The sequence below is a fragment of the Chryseobacterium gambrini genome (assembly GCF_900156825.1).
Lineage (GTDB): Bacteria > Bacteroidota > Bacteroidia > Flavobacteriales > Weeksellaceae > Chryseobacterium > Chryseobacterium gambrini.
Genome location: NZ_FTOV01000003.1, coordinates 117,321 through 133,033, shown reverse-complemented (window position 1 = coordinate 133,033; position 15,713 = coordinate 117,321). Strand labels below are relative to the sequence as shown.

Annotated in this window: 13 protein-coding genes and 1 pseudogene; 13 read left to right on the top strand and 1 reads right to left on the bottom strand. The window is 37.2% G+C overall.

The features are described 5' to 3' along the window. The first annotated feature begins 29 nt into the window (after nucleotides 1-29). From mraY to BW951_RS06795, 13 genes and pseudogenes are all read left to right on the top strand, one after another. Nucleotides 30-1,271, top strand: coding sequence for a phospho-N-acetylmuramoyl-pentapeptide-transferase (mraY, locus tag BW951_RS06855; protein ID WP_076391180.1), 1,242 nt, complete (start codon nucleotides 30-32; stop codon nucleotides 1,269-1,271). A 64-nt stretch (nucleotides 1,272-1,335) separates the two neighbouring features. Next, on the top strand, nucleotides 1,336-2,673 hold the full coding sequence (murD, locus tag BW951_RS06850) for a UDP-N-acetylmuramoyl-L-alanine--D-glutamate ligase (RefSeq protein ID WP_076391178.1): 1,338 nt from the start codon (nucleotides 1,336-1,338) through the stop codon (nucleotides 2,671-2,673). A 23-nt stretch (nucleotides 2,674-2,696) separates the two neighbouring features. Next, the gene (locus BW951_RS06845; RefSeq protein WP_076391176.1) at nucleotides 2,697-3,935 is read left to right on the top strand and encodes an FtsW/RodA/SpoVE family cell cycle protein; all 1,239 of its coding nucleotides are present in this window, start codon (nucleotides 2,697-2,699) and stop codon (nucleotides 3,933-3,935) included. A gap of 33 nt (nucleotides 3,936-3,968) precedes the next feature. Next, the gene (gene murG / locus BW951_RS06840; RefSeq protein ID WP_076391174.1) at nucleotides 3,969-5,129 is read left to right on the top strand and encodes an undecaprenyldiphospho-muramoylpentapeptide beta-N-acetylglucosaminyltransferase; all 1,161 of its coding nucleotides are present in this window, start codon (nucleotides 3,969-3,971) and stop codon (nucleotides 5,127-5,129) included. A gap of 101 nt (nucleotides 5,130-5,230) precedes the next feature. Then, nucleotides 5,231-5,462, top strand: a pseudogene (locus BW951_RS06835) (GIY-YIG nuclease family protein). 188 nt (nucleotides 5,463-5,650) lie between these two features. After that, complete coding sequence (gene murC, locus BW951_RS06830) at nucleotides 5,651-7,009, top strand: UDP-N-acetylmuramate--L-alanine ligase (protein WP_076391172.1); 1,359 nt, start codon at nucleotides 5,651-5,653, stop codon at nucleotides 7,007-7,009. A 122-nt stretch (nucleotides 7,010-7,131) separates the two neighbouring features. Further along, nucleotides 7,132-7,509, top strand: a complete 378-nt coding sequence (locus BW951_RS06825; RefSeq protein ID WP_076391170.1) for a GxxExxY protein — start codon at nucleotides 7,132-7,134, stop codon at nucleotides 7,507-7,509. Nucleotides 7,510-7,625: 116 nt separating this feature from the next. Continuing rightward, nucleotides 7,626-8,570, top strand: coding sequence for a cell division protein FtsQ/DivIB (locus BW951_RS06820; protein ID WP_076391168.1), 945 nt, complete (start codon nucleotides 7,626-7,628; stop codon nucleotides 8,568-8,570). Between the two features lie 91 nt (nucleotides 8,571-8,661). After that, nucleotides 8,662-10,053, top strand: a complete 1,392-nt coding sequence (ftsA, locus tag BW951_RS06815; protein ID WP_076391166.1) for a cell division protein FtsA — start codon at nucleotides 8,662-8,664, stop codon at nucleotides 10,051-10,053. Between the two features lie 108 nt (nucleotides 10,054-10,161). Beyond that, entirely contained in the window at nucleotides 10,162-12,066 is a 1,905-nt protein-coding gene (gene ftsZ / locus BW951_RS06810; protein ID WP_076391164.1) for a cell division protein FtsZ, read from the top strand. A gap of 262 nt (nucleotides 12,067-12,328) precedes the next feature. Beyond that, nucleotides 12,329-12,775, top strand: coding sequence for a GatB/YqeY domain-containing protein (locus tag BW951_RS06805; RefSeq protein ID WP_076391162.1), 447 nt, complete (start codon nucleotides 12,329-12,331; stop codon nucleotides 12,773-12,775). Between the two features lie 438 nt (nucleotides 12,776-13,213). Further along, nucleotides 13,214-13,624, top strand: coding sequence for a BrxA/BrxB family bacilliredoxin (locus BW951_RS06800; protein WP_076391160.1), 411 nt, complete (start codon nucleotides 13,214-13,216; stop codon nucleotides 13,622-13,624). A gap of 107 nt (nucleotides 13,625-13,731) precedes the next feature. Then, nucleotides 13,732-15,246, top strand: coding sequence for a GH3 auxin-responsive promoter family protein (locus BW951_RS06795; protein ID WP_076391158.1), 1,515 nt, complete (start codon nucleotides 13,732-13,734; stop codon nucleotides 15,244-15,246). A 48-nt stretch (nucleotides 15,247-15,294) separates the two neighbouring features. Here BW951_RS06795 and BW951_RS06790 read toward each other — a convergent pair whose 3' ends face one another. Beyond that, nucleotides 15,295-15,702, bottom strand: coding sequence for a hypothetical protein (locus BW951_RS06790; protein WP_076391156.1), 408 nt, complete (start codon nucleotides 15,700-15,702; stop codon nucleotides 15,295-15,297). Between the last annotated feature and the right edge of the window lie 11 nt (nucleotides 15,703-15,713).

Below are 15,713 nucleotides of genomic sequence, written 5' to 3'. Positions count from 1 at the left end.
ATCAATTATCAAACATCAATAATTAAGAAATGTTATACTATCTATACGAATATTTAACCAGCATGGGAATCCACGTTCCCGGATTGGGACTGTTGAAATACATCTCCTTCCGTGCAGGAATGGCGGTTCTGTTTTCTTTAACCATCGCTTTGGTGTATGGAAAAAGAATCATCAACTATCTGAGAGCAAAACAGATGGGAGAACTGGTGCGTGATCTTGGTCTGGACGGGCAGAAACAAAAAGAAGGTACTCCTACAATGGGAGGTCTTATCATCATTTTGGCAACGTTAATTCCTGTTTTGCTATTTACCAGAATTACAAACGTTTACATTGTTCTTCTGATTGTTTCCGTGATATGGATGGGTGCAATAGGTTTTCTGGATGATTATTTAAAAAAGATCAAAAAAAACAAAGACGGTTTAAGCGGTAAATTCAAAATTGTTGGACAGGTCGGATTAGGGCTAATCGTCGGAGTTACCATGTATTTTCATCCGGATATTACCGTAAAAAGAAAATATGCAGACGCAAAAGTCGTAAACAGAAATAATGTAGAGCAAAACTTTATGCCTACCGAGAAAATAACCGTTTCTACCGTTCCGTTTGCTAAAAATAACGAGTTCGATTACAGCGGAATTCTGTTTTGGATGAACGATAAAGATGCCCACGAATGGGCTTGGATTGTTTTTATCCCAATTGTAATTTTCATCGTAACGGCTGTTTCAAACGGAGCCAATATTACCGACGGAATTGATGGTCTTGCCGCAGGAACCAGTACCGTTATTTTACTAACGCTCGGCTTGTTTGCCTATCTTTCAGGAAACATCATCTTTGCCGATTATCTGAATATTATGTTCCTTCCCAACATGGGTGAAACCACCATATTCGTGGTCGCAATGGTAGGAGCCGTAATCGGATTCTTCTGGTACAACACCTATCCGGCTCAGGTTTTCATGGGCGACACCGGAAGTCTGATGTTAGGCGGAGTTATCGCTGTGTTAGCCATCATTTTAAGAAAAGAACTCATGATTCCTGTCCTTTGCGGAATTTTCCTGATCGAAAATATTTCCGTGATGCTTCAGGTTGTCGTTTTTAAATACAGAAAAAGAAAATTCGGGCTCGAATATGCCCAAAACAATAGGCTATTCAGAATGTCCCCTTTACATCACCATTATCAGAAGGGAGGCTTTCATGAGAGTAAAATAGTGAACAGAATGATCATCATCGGAGTAATGCTGGCAATTGTATGCCTGATAACCCTGAAGATGAGATAGAAAATTAATTTAAAACTGAATGATTTATCTAAGTGAAAAATTCAGTCATTAAATCAAAAATTATATGAAAATAGTTGTTTTAGGAGGAGGAGAAAGTGGTTGCGGAGCTGCCTATCTGGCAAAAAAGAAAGGAATGGAAGTTTTTCTTTCCGATAAAGGTGCCATCAAGGATAACTACAAACAGTTTCTGAACGAGAATGAAATTGAATTCGAAGAAGGAAGCCACGATGAAGAAAGAATTTTAAACGCCGACTGGATTGTAAAAAGTCCGGGAATTCCGAAAAAGGCAGAAATGATTCAGAAAATTAACGAGAAAGGAATAAGACTTTCTTCTGAAATTGAATTTGCTTCGGAATTTACAGATGCGAAAATCATCGCCATCACAGGAAGCAACGGAAAAACAACAACAACGTCTCTCATCTACTACATCCTGAAAAACGACGGATTAAACGTAGGTTTAGGCGGAAATATCGGGTACAGCTTTGCAAAGCAGGTTGCCGATGAAAACCATGAATATTATGTTCTGGAAGTAAGCTCTTTCCAATTGGACGATATTCAGAATTTCAGACCATATATTTCTTTATTGCTGAATTTGTCACAGGACCATCTGGATCAGTACAATTATAACTATGAAGAATATGCTCTGGCTAAATTCAGAATAACGGAGAATCAGGAAAATGACAACTTTTTCATCTACAATAAAGATGATGAAATGAGCAAAAATATTCTTGAAAAATTAGAAATTAAAGCGAAAATGATTCCTTTCTCCACCAAAGAAAAACTGGAAGAAGGAGGTTTCATTAACGGCGATACCATTGAAGTAAAACTGAAGGATACTTTTTCAATGAAACTTGACGAATTATCTCTTCTGGGAACGCATAATGTTGCCAACAGCTTAGCCGCGTCAATTGCCGGTAAAATACTGGAAATCAACAATGAAAGTATAAGAAATTCATTAATGACTTTTCAGGCGGTTGAACACAGACTGGAGCTTGTAACTGAAATTGAGGGTGTAAAATACATCAACGACAGCAAGGCAACCAACGTTAATGCAACCTATTATGCTTTAGAAAGCATGAAAACTCCTACCGTTTGGATTGTAGGAGGTTTAGATAAAGGTAATGACTATACTGAAATTGAAGAATTAGTCAAAAGAAAAGTAAAAGCAATTGTCTGCTTAGGAATTGATAATGAAAAGATTATCAACTTCTTCAAAGACAAAAAAGAATTTATTTACGACACGTCGAGCATGGAAAAAGCAGTGGAGATCTCAAAATCTCTCGCTGAAAAAGGAGATACGGTTTTACTGTCTCCGTGCTGTGCAAGTTTTGATTTATTCAAAAACTATGAAGACAGAGGTCATCAGTTTAAAGAGCAGGTATTAAAAGCCAATGGCAATTAGCCAAAAAGCCAACAGCATTATATATGAACGAACAAGACACAGAAAACAGATTTGAATTCCTGAAGGGCGATAAAGTACTTTGGATGGTCATTCTTGTGATCTCCATTTTCTCTATTTTCCCGGTTTATTCTGCAAGTTCGAATCTCGAATATATCGTTAATAACGGAACCACAACCGGTCACGTTATCAAACATATGTTCTTCGTGGTCTTAGGTTTGGGAATCATGAGAGTAGTCGGAATGGTAAAATACGAATACATCGGAAAACTCAGCAGCATCATGCTTGGTTTAATGGTTATTCTACTGATTGTCACCATGTTCACGGGACAAACCATTGATGGAGCGAGTGCTTCACGATGGCTGAAAATTCCCGGAACACCAATTTCATTCCAGCCGTCTTCCTTTGCTTTTTTAATGCTGATTATTTATCTGTGCAGATATTTAACCAAGAAAATAACGCGGGAACGGCTTCCGATTGAGAACATCATGTACATCTTCGGTCCGATTCTGCTGGTTTTTGTTCTGGTGGCAAAAGATAATGGTTCAACCGCATTGATGATTTTAATGGTTTCGGTTATTGTGCTCGTCATCGGACAGTTACACTGGAAATACATTGCAGGATTTATCTCTGCATCATTCATTGCAATTGTTCTGTTTTTACTGGTGGCTTTAAACACCAACTTAATCGGAGGAAACCGTGTTCACACGTGGATGAGTCGTATTGAAACATTTACATCCAGCAAAGCAAAAACAGCCGATGTGGATGACGAAAGTGTAAAAGCAAAAAATTATCAGGTGATGATGGCAAAAGCAGCCATCGTACACGGCGGAGTTACAGGAATGGGACCCGGCAAAAGTGCTTTAAAACAAATGCTTCCGCAGTCTGCCTCCGACTTCATTTTCGCAGTGATTGTAGAAGAATACGGAGTGATCGGAGCGGTTTTTCTGGTAAGTTTATATTTAATCATGATTATCCGTATCGTTATGATAGCCAGCAAGATGCCCGCATTTTTCGGCTCTTTGCTTGTTCTCAGCCTCGGAGTAATGATTTTTATACAACTTTCTGTAAATATTGCAGTTGCCGTCAATTTAATCCCTGTTACAGGGCAACCGTTGCCTTTAATAAGTTACGGAGGAACCTCAATGTTGGTAACATATTTGCAGTTGGGAATTATTTTAAACATAAGCTCCAGAATTCAGATTTACGATGAAGAAGGAATGGGCAAAAAACAAAGCATAGCAGAGATTAACGACATTGCTTAAGATAAAAAAGAATATAAAAAGATTTAAACAGAAATGAATAGTCAATCAGCAGATAGCCAAAAATCAAAATCCATCCGCATTTTATTATCGGGAGGAGGAACAGGAGGACACATCTTTCCTGCTATTGCTATTGCGGACGAAATCAGAAAAAGATTTCCCGATGCTGAATTTTTGTTCATAGGAGCCAACGGAAAAATGGAAATGGAAAAAGTTCCGCAGGCGGGTTATAAAATCGAAGGAATTGATATTGCCGGAATCAACAGAGGAAATCTTCTGTCGAATCTAGGATTGCCTTTTAAAATTTTAAAAAGTTTATCCAAATCGAAGAAAATTATTAAAAATTTTGCTCCGGATTTCGCAGTGGGAACAGGAGGTTTTGCAAGCGGACCGGCTTTGTACGAGGCAAGTAAACTGGGAATTCCTATTTTTATTCAGGAACAGAATGCTCATGCAGGAGTTACGAATAAAATTTTAAGTAAAAAAGCAAAAGCCGTATTCACCGCCTATCCGAAAGTGGAAGGATTTCCGGCTGAAAAAATAAAGTTTCTGGGGAACCCGATTCGTGAGAATATTATCTCGGGAATACAGGAAACCTCTCAGGCAAAAGAAAAAATGGGCTTGGATAAAGATAAACTGACGATTTTATCTGTTGGAGGATCTTTGGGTTCAAGAACATTAAATAACGGATGGAAAGACAATCTGGAAAACCTTAAAGAAAAAGGATACCAGTTGATCTGGCAAACCGGAAAATTGGATTATAAGGAAATTGTTGATAGTTGTCAGTTGACAGTTGATGGAAATACAAACGACCAGCAACTAACAACCAACAACCAAATACAAATTAAGGAATTCATCAAAGACATGGAAACAGCCTATTCTGCAGCAGATGTCATTGTTTCCAGAGCAGGAGCAATTGCCATTTCAGAGTTGGCGGTCGCTCAGAAGCCGGTTTTATTGGTTCCTTTCCCTTTTGCAGCGGAAGACCATCAAACCAAAAATGCGATAAATCTGGTTAAAAAAAATGCAGCCCGAATGGTGAAAGACTCTGAGATGAAAGACAAATTCTGGAATACCCTTTCAGAAATATGCGAAAATGAAAAAGTAAGAAAAGAAATGTCTGAAAATCTGAAATATTTTGCCAAACCAAATGCGGCAAAAGAGATTGTAGACGAGATTTTTAAGGTGATAAAGTAAATAGAAAGTTTCGACAAGCTCAACCTGACAAAACATAGACAGTTAGTATTAGAGATGTCAACCTGAGCTTGCCGAAGGGTTAACAAAACCAACACAAATGAATGAAAATATATTATGTATACATTGTAAAATGTTCGGATAATTCTTATTATACAGGTTTTTACCAATGATTTGGAAAAAAGAATTAATGAACATAATGACGGATTAAATTCTGAAAGCTATACATATACAAGAAAACCTGTAGAACTTGTTTTCTATTATGAATTTAATGATGTTAATCAGGCGATAGGATTTGAAAAACAAATTAAAGGTTGGAGTAGAAAGAAAAAGTAAGCAATAATAAATGATAATTGGGAATTGTTGCCTGAATTATCAAAAAATAGAATGAAAGATTAAATAGGCTTCGACAGGCTCAGCCTGACACCGTTAAAAAATTAACGGAATAGCTGAGTCTAATAGTATAAAATAGGATTAGCAATGTAGCTTTGAGTATATCGAGCCATTAAAGATTAAAATATAAGATGAACAATTTAGAAACATATCAAAATTTTTACTTCGTTGGGATCGGAGGGATCGGGATGAGTGCTTTGGCGCGTTATTTCCATGCTTCGGGCAAGAAAGTTTCAGGCTACGATAAAACCAACACCAAACTTACTCAGACTTTAATGAGCGAGGGAATTGATATTGTTTTTGAAGATGTTATTGATGAAAAAATCACTTCGCTTCAGAAAGAACATACATTAGTTATTTACACTCCGGCTATTAAGAAACTGGACATTTTAGATTATTTCAATACCAATCAGTTTGAAGTATTAAAACGTGCAAAAGTTTTAGGGTTAATCACAGAAAACACAGCCTGCATTGCTGTTGCCGGAACTCACGGAAAGACAACCACTTCTACCCTGGTTTCACACCTGTGCAAAGAAGCAGATTTGCCTTTTTCATGTTTTCTGGGAGGAATTTCTGAAAATTTTAAGTCAAATTTCCTCTACAACGGCTCACAATATTCAGTTGTGGAAGCAGATGAATACGACAGAAGCTTCTTAAACCTTTCTCCGGATTGGGAAGTTATTACTTCCACCGATGCGGATCATCTGGATATCTACGGAGATAAAAATACCATTGAAGAAGGATTCAGACAATTTGCGGCTCTGGTTCCCGAAGACCAACAGCTTTTTGTAAGAAAAGGAATTGAAATCGGAAGGCCTCATCAAACCTACGCTGTAAACGAAGTGGCTGATTATTATTCCGATAATCTGAGAATGGATCATGATAAAATTTATTTTGATTTCCATACGCCAAACGAAACGGTAAAAGATTTTGTCTGGGAAATTCCGGGAATTCACAACGTAGAAAATGCTACGGTTGCGTTGGCTATTTTAAACAGTTTAGGAGTAGATTTTGAAACGCTGAAAAAAGCAATTGCCAATTTCAAAGGAATTAAAAGAAGATATACAAAACACATCTACAAAAACGGTAAAATTTACATCGACGATTATGCGCATCATCCGACAGAAATTAATGCCGTGATGGGTTCAATCCGGACATTTTACCCTGAAAAGAAATTATTGGTCGTTTTCCAACCTCATCTTTTCAGCAGAACAAGAGATTTTGCAGACGGATTCGCAGAAAGTTTAAGTAAATCTGATGAACTGATTTTACTTGATATTTATCCGGCAAGAGAACTTCAGGAAAATTTTGAAGGAATCACTTCCGATTGGTTACTGGAAAAAGTTAATTTAGATAAAAAAGAAGTTTCAACATTAAGCGAAGCATTCAGCAAAATAAAAGAAAAAGATTTTGACATCCTTCTTACAGTAGGGGCAGGAAATATAGACACACTGTATGATCCTGTTTGTGAATGGATAGAGAAAATTTAATTTTAAATGTAACGCAAAGGGACACAAAGAGTTTTTTGGAAACACGAAAACATGTTCGCAAGGGCGTTTCACTCAGCAAATGATAGCTGAAAATATCATTTAAGAGTAAATATAAAAACACAATGACAGAAAATGAAATTTCAAACATTGTTTTTGATGCAGGGATGAAAGTGCACCGAAAACTGGGAATCGGGCTTTATGAAAATGTCTATGAGCAATGTTTAATTCACGAGTTAAAAAATAGCGGATTGTACATTGAAAGTCAAAAAGATATTAGTGTCAATTATGAAGGTTTAATTATTGAGAAAGCATTCAGAGTTGATTTATTAATTGAAAATAAAGTAATTATAGAAATAAAAGCAGTTCCGGAAATTAATAAATATCATTTTTTCCAAATTCTTAATTATTTAAGAATCACAGAAATGAAATTAGGGATGATTTTAAATTTTCATTCTACCTTATTTAAAGACGGAGTAAAAAGAGTAGTAAACAAATTATAAAAAATATTTTCAGCTATCATTTGCTGAGTGAAACGCCTTTGCGAACATAAAAATAAAAAGCAAGAATTTAAAGAAAAACCTTGCGCCCGTAGCGTTAAAAAAGCTAAAAAACAAAAATGAAAAATAAATACAGAATATTAAAAATTGCCATCACAGTAATCATCCTCGGATTCCTGTTGAGTTTCTCTTTGAAGAAATTCAGCGGACAGAAGATTACGGACAATAAAATTTCTGTGAAAATGAATGAAAAAACACCGGTTTACTTCATTGATGAAAAAGATATCCGGGAAATTGTAAAAAAAGAAAACCCTTCTGGAAAAGTCGGGGATCTTAATATTCCGGCGCTGGAAAAAAAGATCAACAATCTTCCGGCGGTAGATAGCGCAAATGTTTATTTAAACCTGAACGGAAAACTGAATTTAGACATCAAACAGAGGGTTCCCGTTTTCAGATTAAATAAAGAAGGCAGAGATTTTTATGTAGATGAAAAAGGTATAGAATTTCCGATCTCCAAAACCTATTCTCATCCCTGTATGCTTGTAACGGGAAATGTGAAAAAAGAAGAGTATGAAAAACTTGCCGAGTTGGTTGAAAAGATCGACAAGGACGATTTCAGCAAAAAATATTTTATCGGAATATCCAAAGACCGAAACGGCGACTATAATCTTCTTACCAGTGAAGGAAATTACAAAGTCGAGATCGGGGATTTAGATAATATCGATTTTAAAGTAAAAGGATTTAAAGCCTTTGTAGAAAAATATCTTGTGTATCAGGATCCGGAAAAGTACAGTATGGTTTCTATTAAATATCAGAACCAGATTGTAACCACCTTAAATCCTAATTACAAAGAAAACGACAGTATTTTAAAAGCAGCCAATATAGAACTGGCAAAAGCTCCGGTTGCCGTCGCCAAAAGTGTGGAACCAAAGCCTAAAGCCGAAGTTAAAAAAGAAATTAAGAAAACGGGAAATCCTTCAAAACCGAAGGTAACCCAAGCAAAAAAAACTGAGAAACCTACGGCGTCAAAACCGAAAACTAAAGCAAAAGTTAAGATAGAATAAAAATAAAAAAACATCAATATCCATAGGCGAAAACCTATGATCCTTATTAAAACAGGAACTGAAAAACGAAAAAATCAAATCGGTATAAAAAATGGAAAATCAAGAGTATTCAGTAGGTCTGGACATCGGGACAACAAAGATTGTTGCGATTGTCGGAAGGAGGAATGCACACGGGAAAATAGAAGTTCTCGGTGTAGGAAAGGCGAAAAGTCTTGGTGTTCACAAAGGTATTGTGAATAATATTTCGCAGACCATTAATTCAATCAAAGCTGCTGTGTCTGAAGCACAGTCCAGCGCAGGAGTTCCTATCCGTAAAGTAACGGTGGGAATCGCAGGGAAACACATCCGTTCTCTGCAGCACTCCGATTATATTATGCGTGAACATCCGGATAAATTCATCACAGACGACGACATTGAAGCATTAAAAGATCAGGTAAAAAAACTGGTGATGCTTCCTGGAGAAGAAATCATTCACGTTTTGCCGCAGGAATACAAAGTAGATTCCGAAGGTGAAATTCAGGAACCGGTCGGGATGCACGGTAAGCGTTTAGAGGCCAACTTCCATGTGGTTGTAGGACAGATGGGAAGCATTCGCAATATCGCGAGATGCGTGAGAGAAGCAGGGCTTGAAATGGAAGCTCTTACCCTTGAACCTTTAGCATCCTCTGAAGCGGTTCTTACAAAAGAAGAAAAAGAGGCAGGAGTTGCCATTGTAGATATCGGAGGCGGTACTACAGACATTGCCATCTTTAAAGATAATATCATCCGTCATACCTGTGTTATCCCTTACGGAGGAGGAATTATTACGGAAGACATCAAGGAAGGCTGTTCCATCATCGAGAAACACGCGGAACAACTGAAAGTAAAATTCGGTTCTGCCGTTCCTGAGCTTGAAAAAGACAGCACGTACGTTACCATTCCCGGGCTTCACGGAAGACCGGATAAAGAAATTTCCCTGAAAACTTTAGCACAGATCATCAATGCACGAGTGGAGGAAATTCTGGAAATGGTAAATACAGAACTAAAGGCTTACGGAGCTTTTGAACAAAAGAAAAAACTGATTGCAGGAATCGTATTAACGGGTGGTGGCTCCAACCTGAAACACCTTCGTCAGCTTGCCAATTATACAACAGGATTCGACAGCAGAATCGGATTTGCAAATGAGTATGTGGCGAATGATAAAAATCAGTATCTTAAAGGTCCCGAATTTGCGACTTCCATTGGTTTATTAATGGAAAGTTTAAAAATCAGGGATAAAAAGCTGAACACGGTGGAAGACACTCCTGTTTTGGAAAAAGAGCAGCTGGAAAATGCTGCTGCACAAGCTGCGATTGAAACTTCACAATCCGCTCCGCAGGAAGTTGCGCCGATACAGGAACAACAGCCTAGAGAAGAACAGCATGAGAATAAAAAGGCGGCGAAACTCACTTTCGGGCAGTCGCTGATGGAAAAAGTAAAAAAATTCTTTGAAGAAGTAGAATAAAATATAAATGATAAAAGATCAGTGATAATTGATGATTTATTTTTTAATTAAAACAAAATCATTATTCATTTATCGCTTATCAATTATAATTATTAAAAGAAACTAATTATGGAAAACATAGGTACACAAGGATTTTCATTTGATTTGCCAAAAGGAAATTCATCAATCATAAAAGTAATCGGTGTTGGAGGCGGTGGAAATAATGCGCTGAAACACATGTACGAAAAAGGTATTCACGGAGTGGATTTCGTGATTTGCAATACAGATGCCCAGACTTTAGATAATAACCCGGTTGCCAACAAAGTACAGTTGGGAACTACCATTACGGAAGGTCTTGGCGCAGGAGCCGATCCTGAAGTGGGAGAAAAATCTGCGATCGAAAGCATCGAAGATATTAAAGCTGCAATGGGACAAAATACCAAAATGGTTTTCATCACTGCCGGAATGGGTGGTGGTACAGGAACCGGAGCTGCTCCCGTTATTGCTAAAGTAGCCAAAGATATGGGAATCTTAACGGTAGGAATCGTTACCGTCCCTTTCAGTTTTGAAGGGAAAAGAAGACTGGAACAGGCTGAAAACGGTCTGGATAAATTAAGAAATAATGTTGACTCATTAATTGTCATCAACAACGATAAATTAAGACAGCAATTCGGAAACCTTGGATTCAAGCAGGGATTCTCAAAAGCCGATGAAGTTTTAACGAACGCAGCCAAAGGAATGGCGGAAGTTATTACGGGTTATTTTGATGTAAACATTGACTTTAGAGATGCTAAATCTGTGCTTCAGAATTCAGGAACGGCTTTGATGTCTACAGGAATTGCTTCCGGTGAAAATAAAGCCGAAGAAGCAGTTAAAAAAGCGCTTGATTCCCCACTATTGAATGACAATAAGATTACAGGTGCGAAAAACGTTCTGTTATTGATAAGAAGTGGTGTGGAAGAAGTGACCATGGACGAGATCGGAGTAATCATGGATCATATCCAGAAAGAAGCAGGAAACACCGCAGATATTATTTTCGGGGTGGGAGCAGATGAAGAACTGGGAGATTCTGTAAGCGTTCTTGTAATCGCAACAGGTTTTTCTAACGATAACAAAAAATTTGCAGGACCTACAGAGAAAATTAAAATTAGCCTGAACGACAGCTTTGATACCCCAAAAGAGTCTCCTTTTAAAACAAGAGAGGAAAGACATTCTCATGCGGAACAGGATTATGATTTCGGAGGTAAAAACCTTTTCAGATTGGACGATGAAGACCACGACCATCCACAATTCGGGGTTACGTCTACTGAAAAAAAAATGACTATTGGCAACGAAGAGACTAAAACTGAAATAAAATTCTTTGATAAAGAGGAAGATACGGTTAATAACACTCAGGACTGGAGAAACGAAGACAATGAGGAAGAATCTTTCAGCTTGTTCACATTAGACGAAGAAGCGGAAGATCCGAATGATCTGGAAATAGAATCTTTTAAGTTTGATTTTGATCATAAAAAAGAAGAACCACAGTCTAATACTGCTTTCAATAACACTTTTTCTGAGGAAAAACCTATTGAATTCAGCTTCTTTGTGAATGAACCTGTAAAAAATGAGCCTAAATCTGATTTCGGACAGCCAAAAGCAGAACTTGCAGCAATCAACGAAGTGAATCAGCTTACGGAAGAGCCTTTTCAGAAAGTAGAACATTTCTTTCAGCATCTGACAGAAGAGCCTGTTGTTGAAAATAAAACAGAAACTGAAGTTCCGAAACCAGCGGAAGAAGAATTCACCTTCGTGAATAAAACCGTGGATCAGGAAAGAGTAATGGAAAGAAGAAACAAACTGAAGGAGTTTAATTCACGTTACCAGAGTTTCGACAGCTCCAGCGAGTTTGAATCTGTGCCTGCATTCAAGAGAAAAAATATTTCCATTGAAGGTAACAATGCATCCGACCAGAACATCAATACTTACCTGTCTGATAACAACGGAAATATGCAGATCAGAGAAAACAGATTTTTAAATAAAGATGTAGACTAAAATTTAATTTGAAAATGTGGCAATTTGAGAACTTGAAAATGAGTCTGTTTAAACTTTTTATTTAACCGCAAAAGTCACAAAAGATGACTAAACTTTTATTTAAAGTTGATCATTATATATGAAATTCGCTTTAAAATTGTCTTTTGTGCCTTTTGTGGTTAATTCTGAAATTAGTTTAAACAAGTTTAATTATACATTCTCAATTCTAAAATAATTACATTTTCAAATTGTCTCATTTTTTCAAATTATCAAATTAAAAACCATGAGTTTAGAAAATACAATAAACGAAGCTATAAAAACAGCAATGAGAGCCAAAGACAAAGTGGCGTTGGATTCTCTTCGTGCTGTAAAATCTCAGATATTACTGCTTAAAACGGAAGCCAGAGGAGCAGAAGTTAGTGCAGAACAGGAAATTGCTATTCTTCAGAGAATGGTAAAACAGCGTAAAGATTCTGCCGAACAGTTTACTGCGCAGGGAAGAAATGATCTTGCCGAAGTGGAGGAAGCTCAGATGAAAGTGATTGAGCAGTTTTTGCCAAAACAGCTTTCAGCAGAAGAACTGGAAGCAGAAATGAAAAACATTATCGCAGAAACAGGCGCTGAATCTATGAAAGATTTAGGAAAGGTAATGGGAATTGCTTCAAAATCTTTAGCCGGAAAATCGGACGGAAAAAGCATTTCCGAGATGGCGAAAAAGCTGCTTTCATAATTGCTGATCGTTGGTAATTTTTAGTTGATTCCTCTTCTATCCATCAACTACAATTAGCAACCAAAAAACATCAGCTATTTTATAAGGATATTCAACCTTTGCATATCGATTTGATTAAAGAAGCCCTGAACTTTTCAGTTCAGGGCTTCATTTATTCTTTTCTGAGTGACATCAATTTCTGCTTAGATAAAAGCAAAAACTGAAAGAAATTTAAGTGAGAGGGATCAGTGTAAATATTTTTTCATGGTCAACTGTTTTCAGAATCATTTCAAATTTAGTAATTATTTTTGATAATTAACATATTTAATGTAAAATTTTATAATTATTGTTAAACTATTAATATTCATTACATTTTGTTTTCTAAAACAACTGATAGTTTTTATATATTGATGAAAAGTAAAGAATTGCTTAAATTTGTACTTTACAAAAAACAAAAATATGTATCCACAAGATTTAGTAATGCCGATGAAGGCTGAACTTACAGATAAAGGTTTCGAAGACTTGACAACTCCAGCTCAGGTAGAAGAAGCATTAAAACAATCAGGAACTACCCTTTTGGTCATCAACTCTGTATGCGGATGTGCTGCAGGAGCTGCAAGACCGGGAGTTGTATATTCTTTAACAGGAGACAAAAAGCCTGATCATTTAACTACTGTTTTCGCAGGTTTCGATACAGAAGCCGTTGTTGAAGCGAGAAAACATTTAGCACCGTTCCCTCCAAGCTCACCTTGCGTAGCGCTGTTTAAAGACGGAGAACTGGTTCATATGCTGGAAAGACACCACATTGAAGGAAATCCTGCAGGAGCAATCGCTGCAAACCTTCAGGCTGCTTACGACGAGTATTGCTAGGAAATAATAATTTCAGATATAAAACCGTTACAATTTTGTAGCGGTTTTTTTGTTTTTATCCTCACAAAAAATTCTTTAAAAATCCAATTATTATTATATTTGTTGAAATGGCAACAAAAGCACTTTTCAATACTGTGGTCAATTGGTTTATCCGCCAAAGGATAGATCAGATTCAGAATTTCATGGATCATCCTATTGAAACACAGAAAGGTATCTTATTTTCCCAGTTATTTCATGCAGAAGATACGGAGTATGGGAGAAAATATGGTTTTAATTCCATTTCAAGTTATCAGGACTTTAAGAACAAAGTTCCGGTTGTTACCTACGAAGAAATGGAGCCTTATATTGAAAAAGCAAGACAAGGACAGAAAGATGTAAGCTGGCCTGGTTACATCAAACATTTTGCAAAATCTTCGGGAACCACGAACGCCAAAAGCAAATTCATCCCGATTTCTGCAGAAAGCCTTGAATACTGCCACATGAAAGCCGGAAAAGATATGGTTTCCATTTACGCCAACAATCATCCCGAAAATCAGCTTTTTAATTATAAAAATCTGCGTCTTGGCGGAAGTTCAGAGCTGTATGCGGATTTCAACACCAAATTCGGCGATTTATCGGCGATTTTAATTGACAATCTCCCTTTCTGGGTAGAAATAACAACGACTCCCAGCAAGAAAGTTTCTCTGATGGGAGAATGGGAAAGCAAACTCAGAGCCATTACTTCCGAAGTGAAGAATGAAGATGTGGGAAGTATTCTGGGGGTTCCAAGCTGGATGATGGTGCTTTTGCAAAGAGTGCTGAAGGAAACAGATGTTAAAAACATTTCAGAACTCTGGCCTAATCTTGAAGTGTTTTTCCATGGAGGAATCAGCTTTAAACCCTACAGAGAACAGTACAAACAGATTATCGGGAAAAATATCAATTACTACGAGATCTATAATGCTTCCGAAGGCTTTTTCGGAATTCAGGACAGATCCAACAGCGATGAAATGCTTCTGATGCTCGATTACGGTATTTTTTACGAGTTTATTCCGATGGATCAGTTCCATTTTTCCAATCCGAAAGTCGTGAGTCTGGAAGATGTGGAAATCGGGAAAAACTACGCGATGGTAATTACGACAAACGGCGGATTGTGGAGATACCTTATCGGCGATACCGTTGTTTTTACCTCAACCAATCCGTTCAGAATAAAAATAACAGGAAGAACGAAACATTACATTAATGCGTTTGGGGAAGAACTGATGATTACTAACGTTGAGTCTGCGCTCACAAAAGCCTGCGAAGAAACCAATGCATCCGTTTCCGACTTCACAGGAGCCCCAGTTTTCATGAAAGAGAACGAAGGCGGAGCTCATGAGTGGATTTTTGAATTCTGCGAAAAACCGGACAATTTAGAGCGCTTTATAGACGTTTTTGATAATCATCTCAAATCGATTAATTCCGACTACGAAGCGAAACGTTACAACAATATGACCCTGAAAAGACCGATTGTACATATTGCAAAGCCTAATCTTTTTTATGGCTGGCTTGAATCCAAAGGCAAACTTGGCGGACAGAATAAAGTTCCGAGGCTAAGCAACGACCGAGAATATATTGATCCTCTACTGGAACTGAATAAATAGAAAAACCGCAGAAAAACTGCGGTTTCATTTTTATCAGAAAGATTTAATTTACTTGCTTAAATCTTCTTTTAATTTTTTAGCGCCTTCCTCTACTTTGGAAGCTCCTTTTGCGGCTGCATTTTTCACGTCTTTTCCTACTTTATCAGCGCCTTCTTTGATGTCCTGCCCTGCTTTCTGAAGATCCTGTTTTGTTTTGTCTGCAGTGGCGTCTATTTTATTTTTTGCATCTTCTGCAGCGTTATCAATTTTTTGTCCGGCAGCATCAATTTTTGCCTGAGTATTTTCCTTCACATCATTAATCTTTGCCGTATCCACTCCCACTCCGTTTTCAGAAACAGTAGTGGTGGTAGTAGTTGATCCGTCAGGATTTTCAACAGTTTCTGTTTTTGATGTTGACTTTGTACATGACACAACCACTGCTGCGATCATCAGTACAGATAAAATGCTTTTTTTCATACTTTATAATT

Excerpts from the sequence above, each read along its gene's own strand:
- mraY (WP_076391180.1), top strand. The coding sequence starts at position 30 with ATGTTATACTATCTATACGAATATTTAACCAGCATGGGAATCCACGTT.
- murD (WP_076391178.1), top strand. The coding sequence starts at position 1,336 with ATGAAAATAGTTGTTTTAGGAGGAGGAGAAAGTGGTTGCGGAGCTGCC.
- BW951_RS06845 (WP_076391176.1), top strand. The coding sequence starts at position 2,697 with ATGAACGAACAAGACACAGAAAACAGATTTGAATTCCTGAAGGGCGAT.
- murG (WP_076391174.1), top strand. The coding sequence starts at position 3,969 with ATGAATAGTCAATCAGCAGATAGCCAAAAATCAAAATCCATCCGCATT.
- murC (WP_076391172.1), top strand. The coding sequence starts at position 5,651 with ATGAACAATTTAGAAACATATCAAAATTTTTACTTCGTTGGGATCGGA.
- BW951_RS06825 (WP_076391170.1), top strand. The coding sequence starts at position 7,132 with ATGACAGAAAATGAAATTTCAAACATTGTTTTTGATGCAGGGATGAAA.
- BW951_RS06820 (WP_076391168.1), top strand. The coding sequence starts at position 7,626 with ATGAAAAATAAATACAGAATATTAAAAATTGCCATCACAGTAATCATC.
- ftsA (WP_076391166.1), top strand. The coding sequence starts at position 8,662 with ATGGAAAATCAAGAGTATTCAGTAGGTCTGGACATCGGGACAACAAAG.
- ftsZ (WP_076391164.1), top strand. The coding sequence starts at position 10,162 with ATGGAAAACATAGGTACACAAGGATTTTCATTTGATTTGCCAAAAGGA.
- BW951_RS06805 (WP_076391162.1), top strand. The coding sequence starts at position 12,329 with ATGAGTTTAGAAAATACAATAAACGAAGCTATAAAAACAGCAATGAGA.
- BW951_RS06800 (WP_076391160.1), top strand. The coding sequence starts at position 13,214 with ATGTATCCACAAGATTTAGTAATGCCGATGAAGGCTGAACTTACAGAT.
- BW951_RS06795 (WP_076391158.1), top strand. The coding sequence starts at position 13,732 with ATGGCAACAAAAGCACTTTTCAATACTGTGGTCAATTGGTTTATCCGC.
- BW951_RS06790 (WP_076391156.1), bottom strand. The coding sequence starts at position 15,702 with ATGAAAAAAAGCATTTTATCTGTACTGATGATCGCAGCAGTGGTTGTG.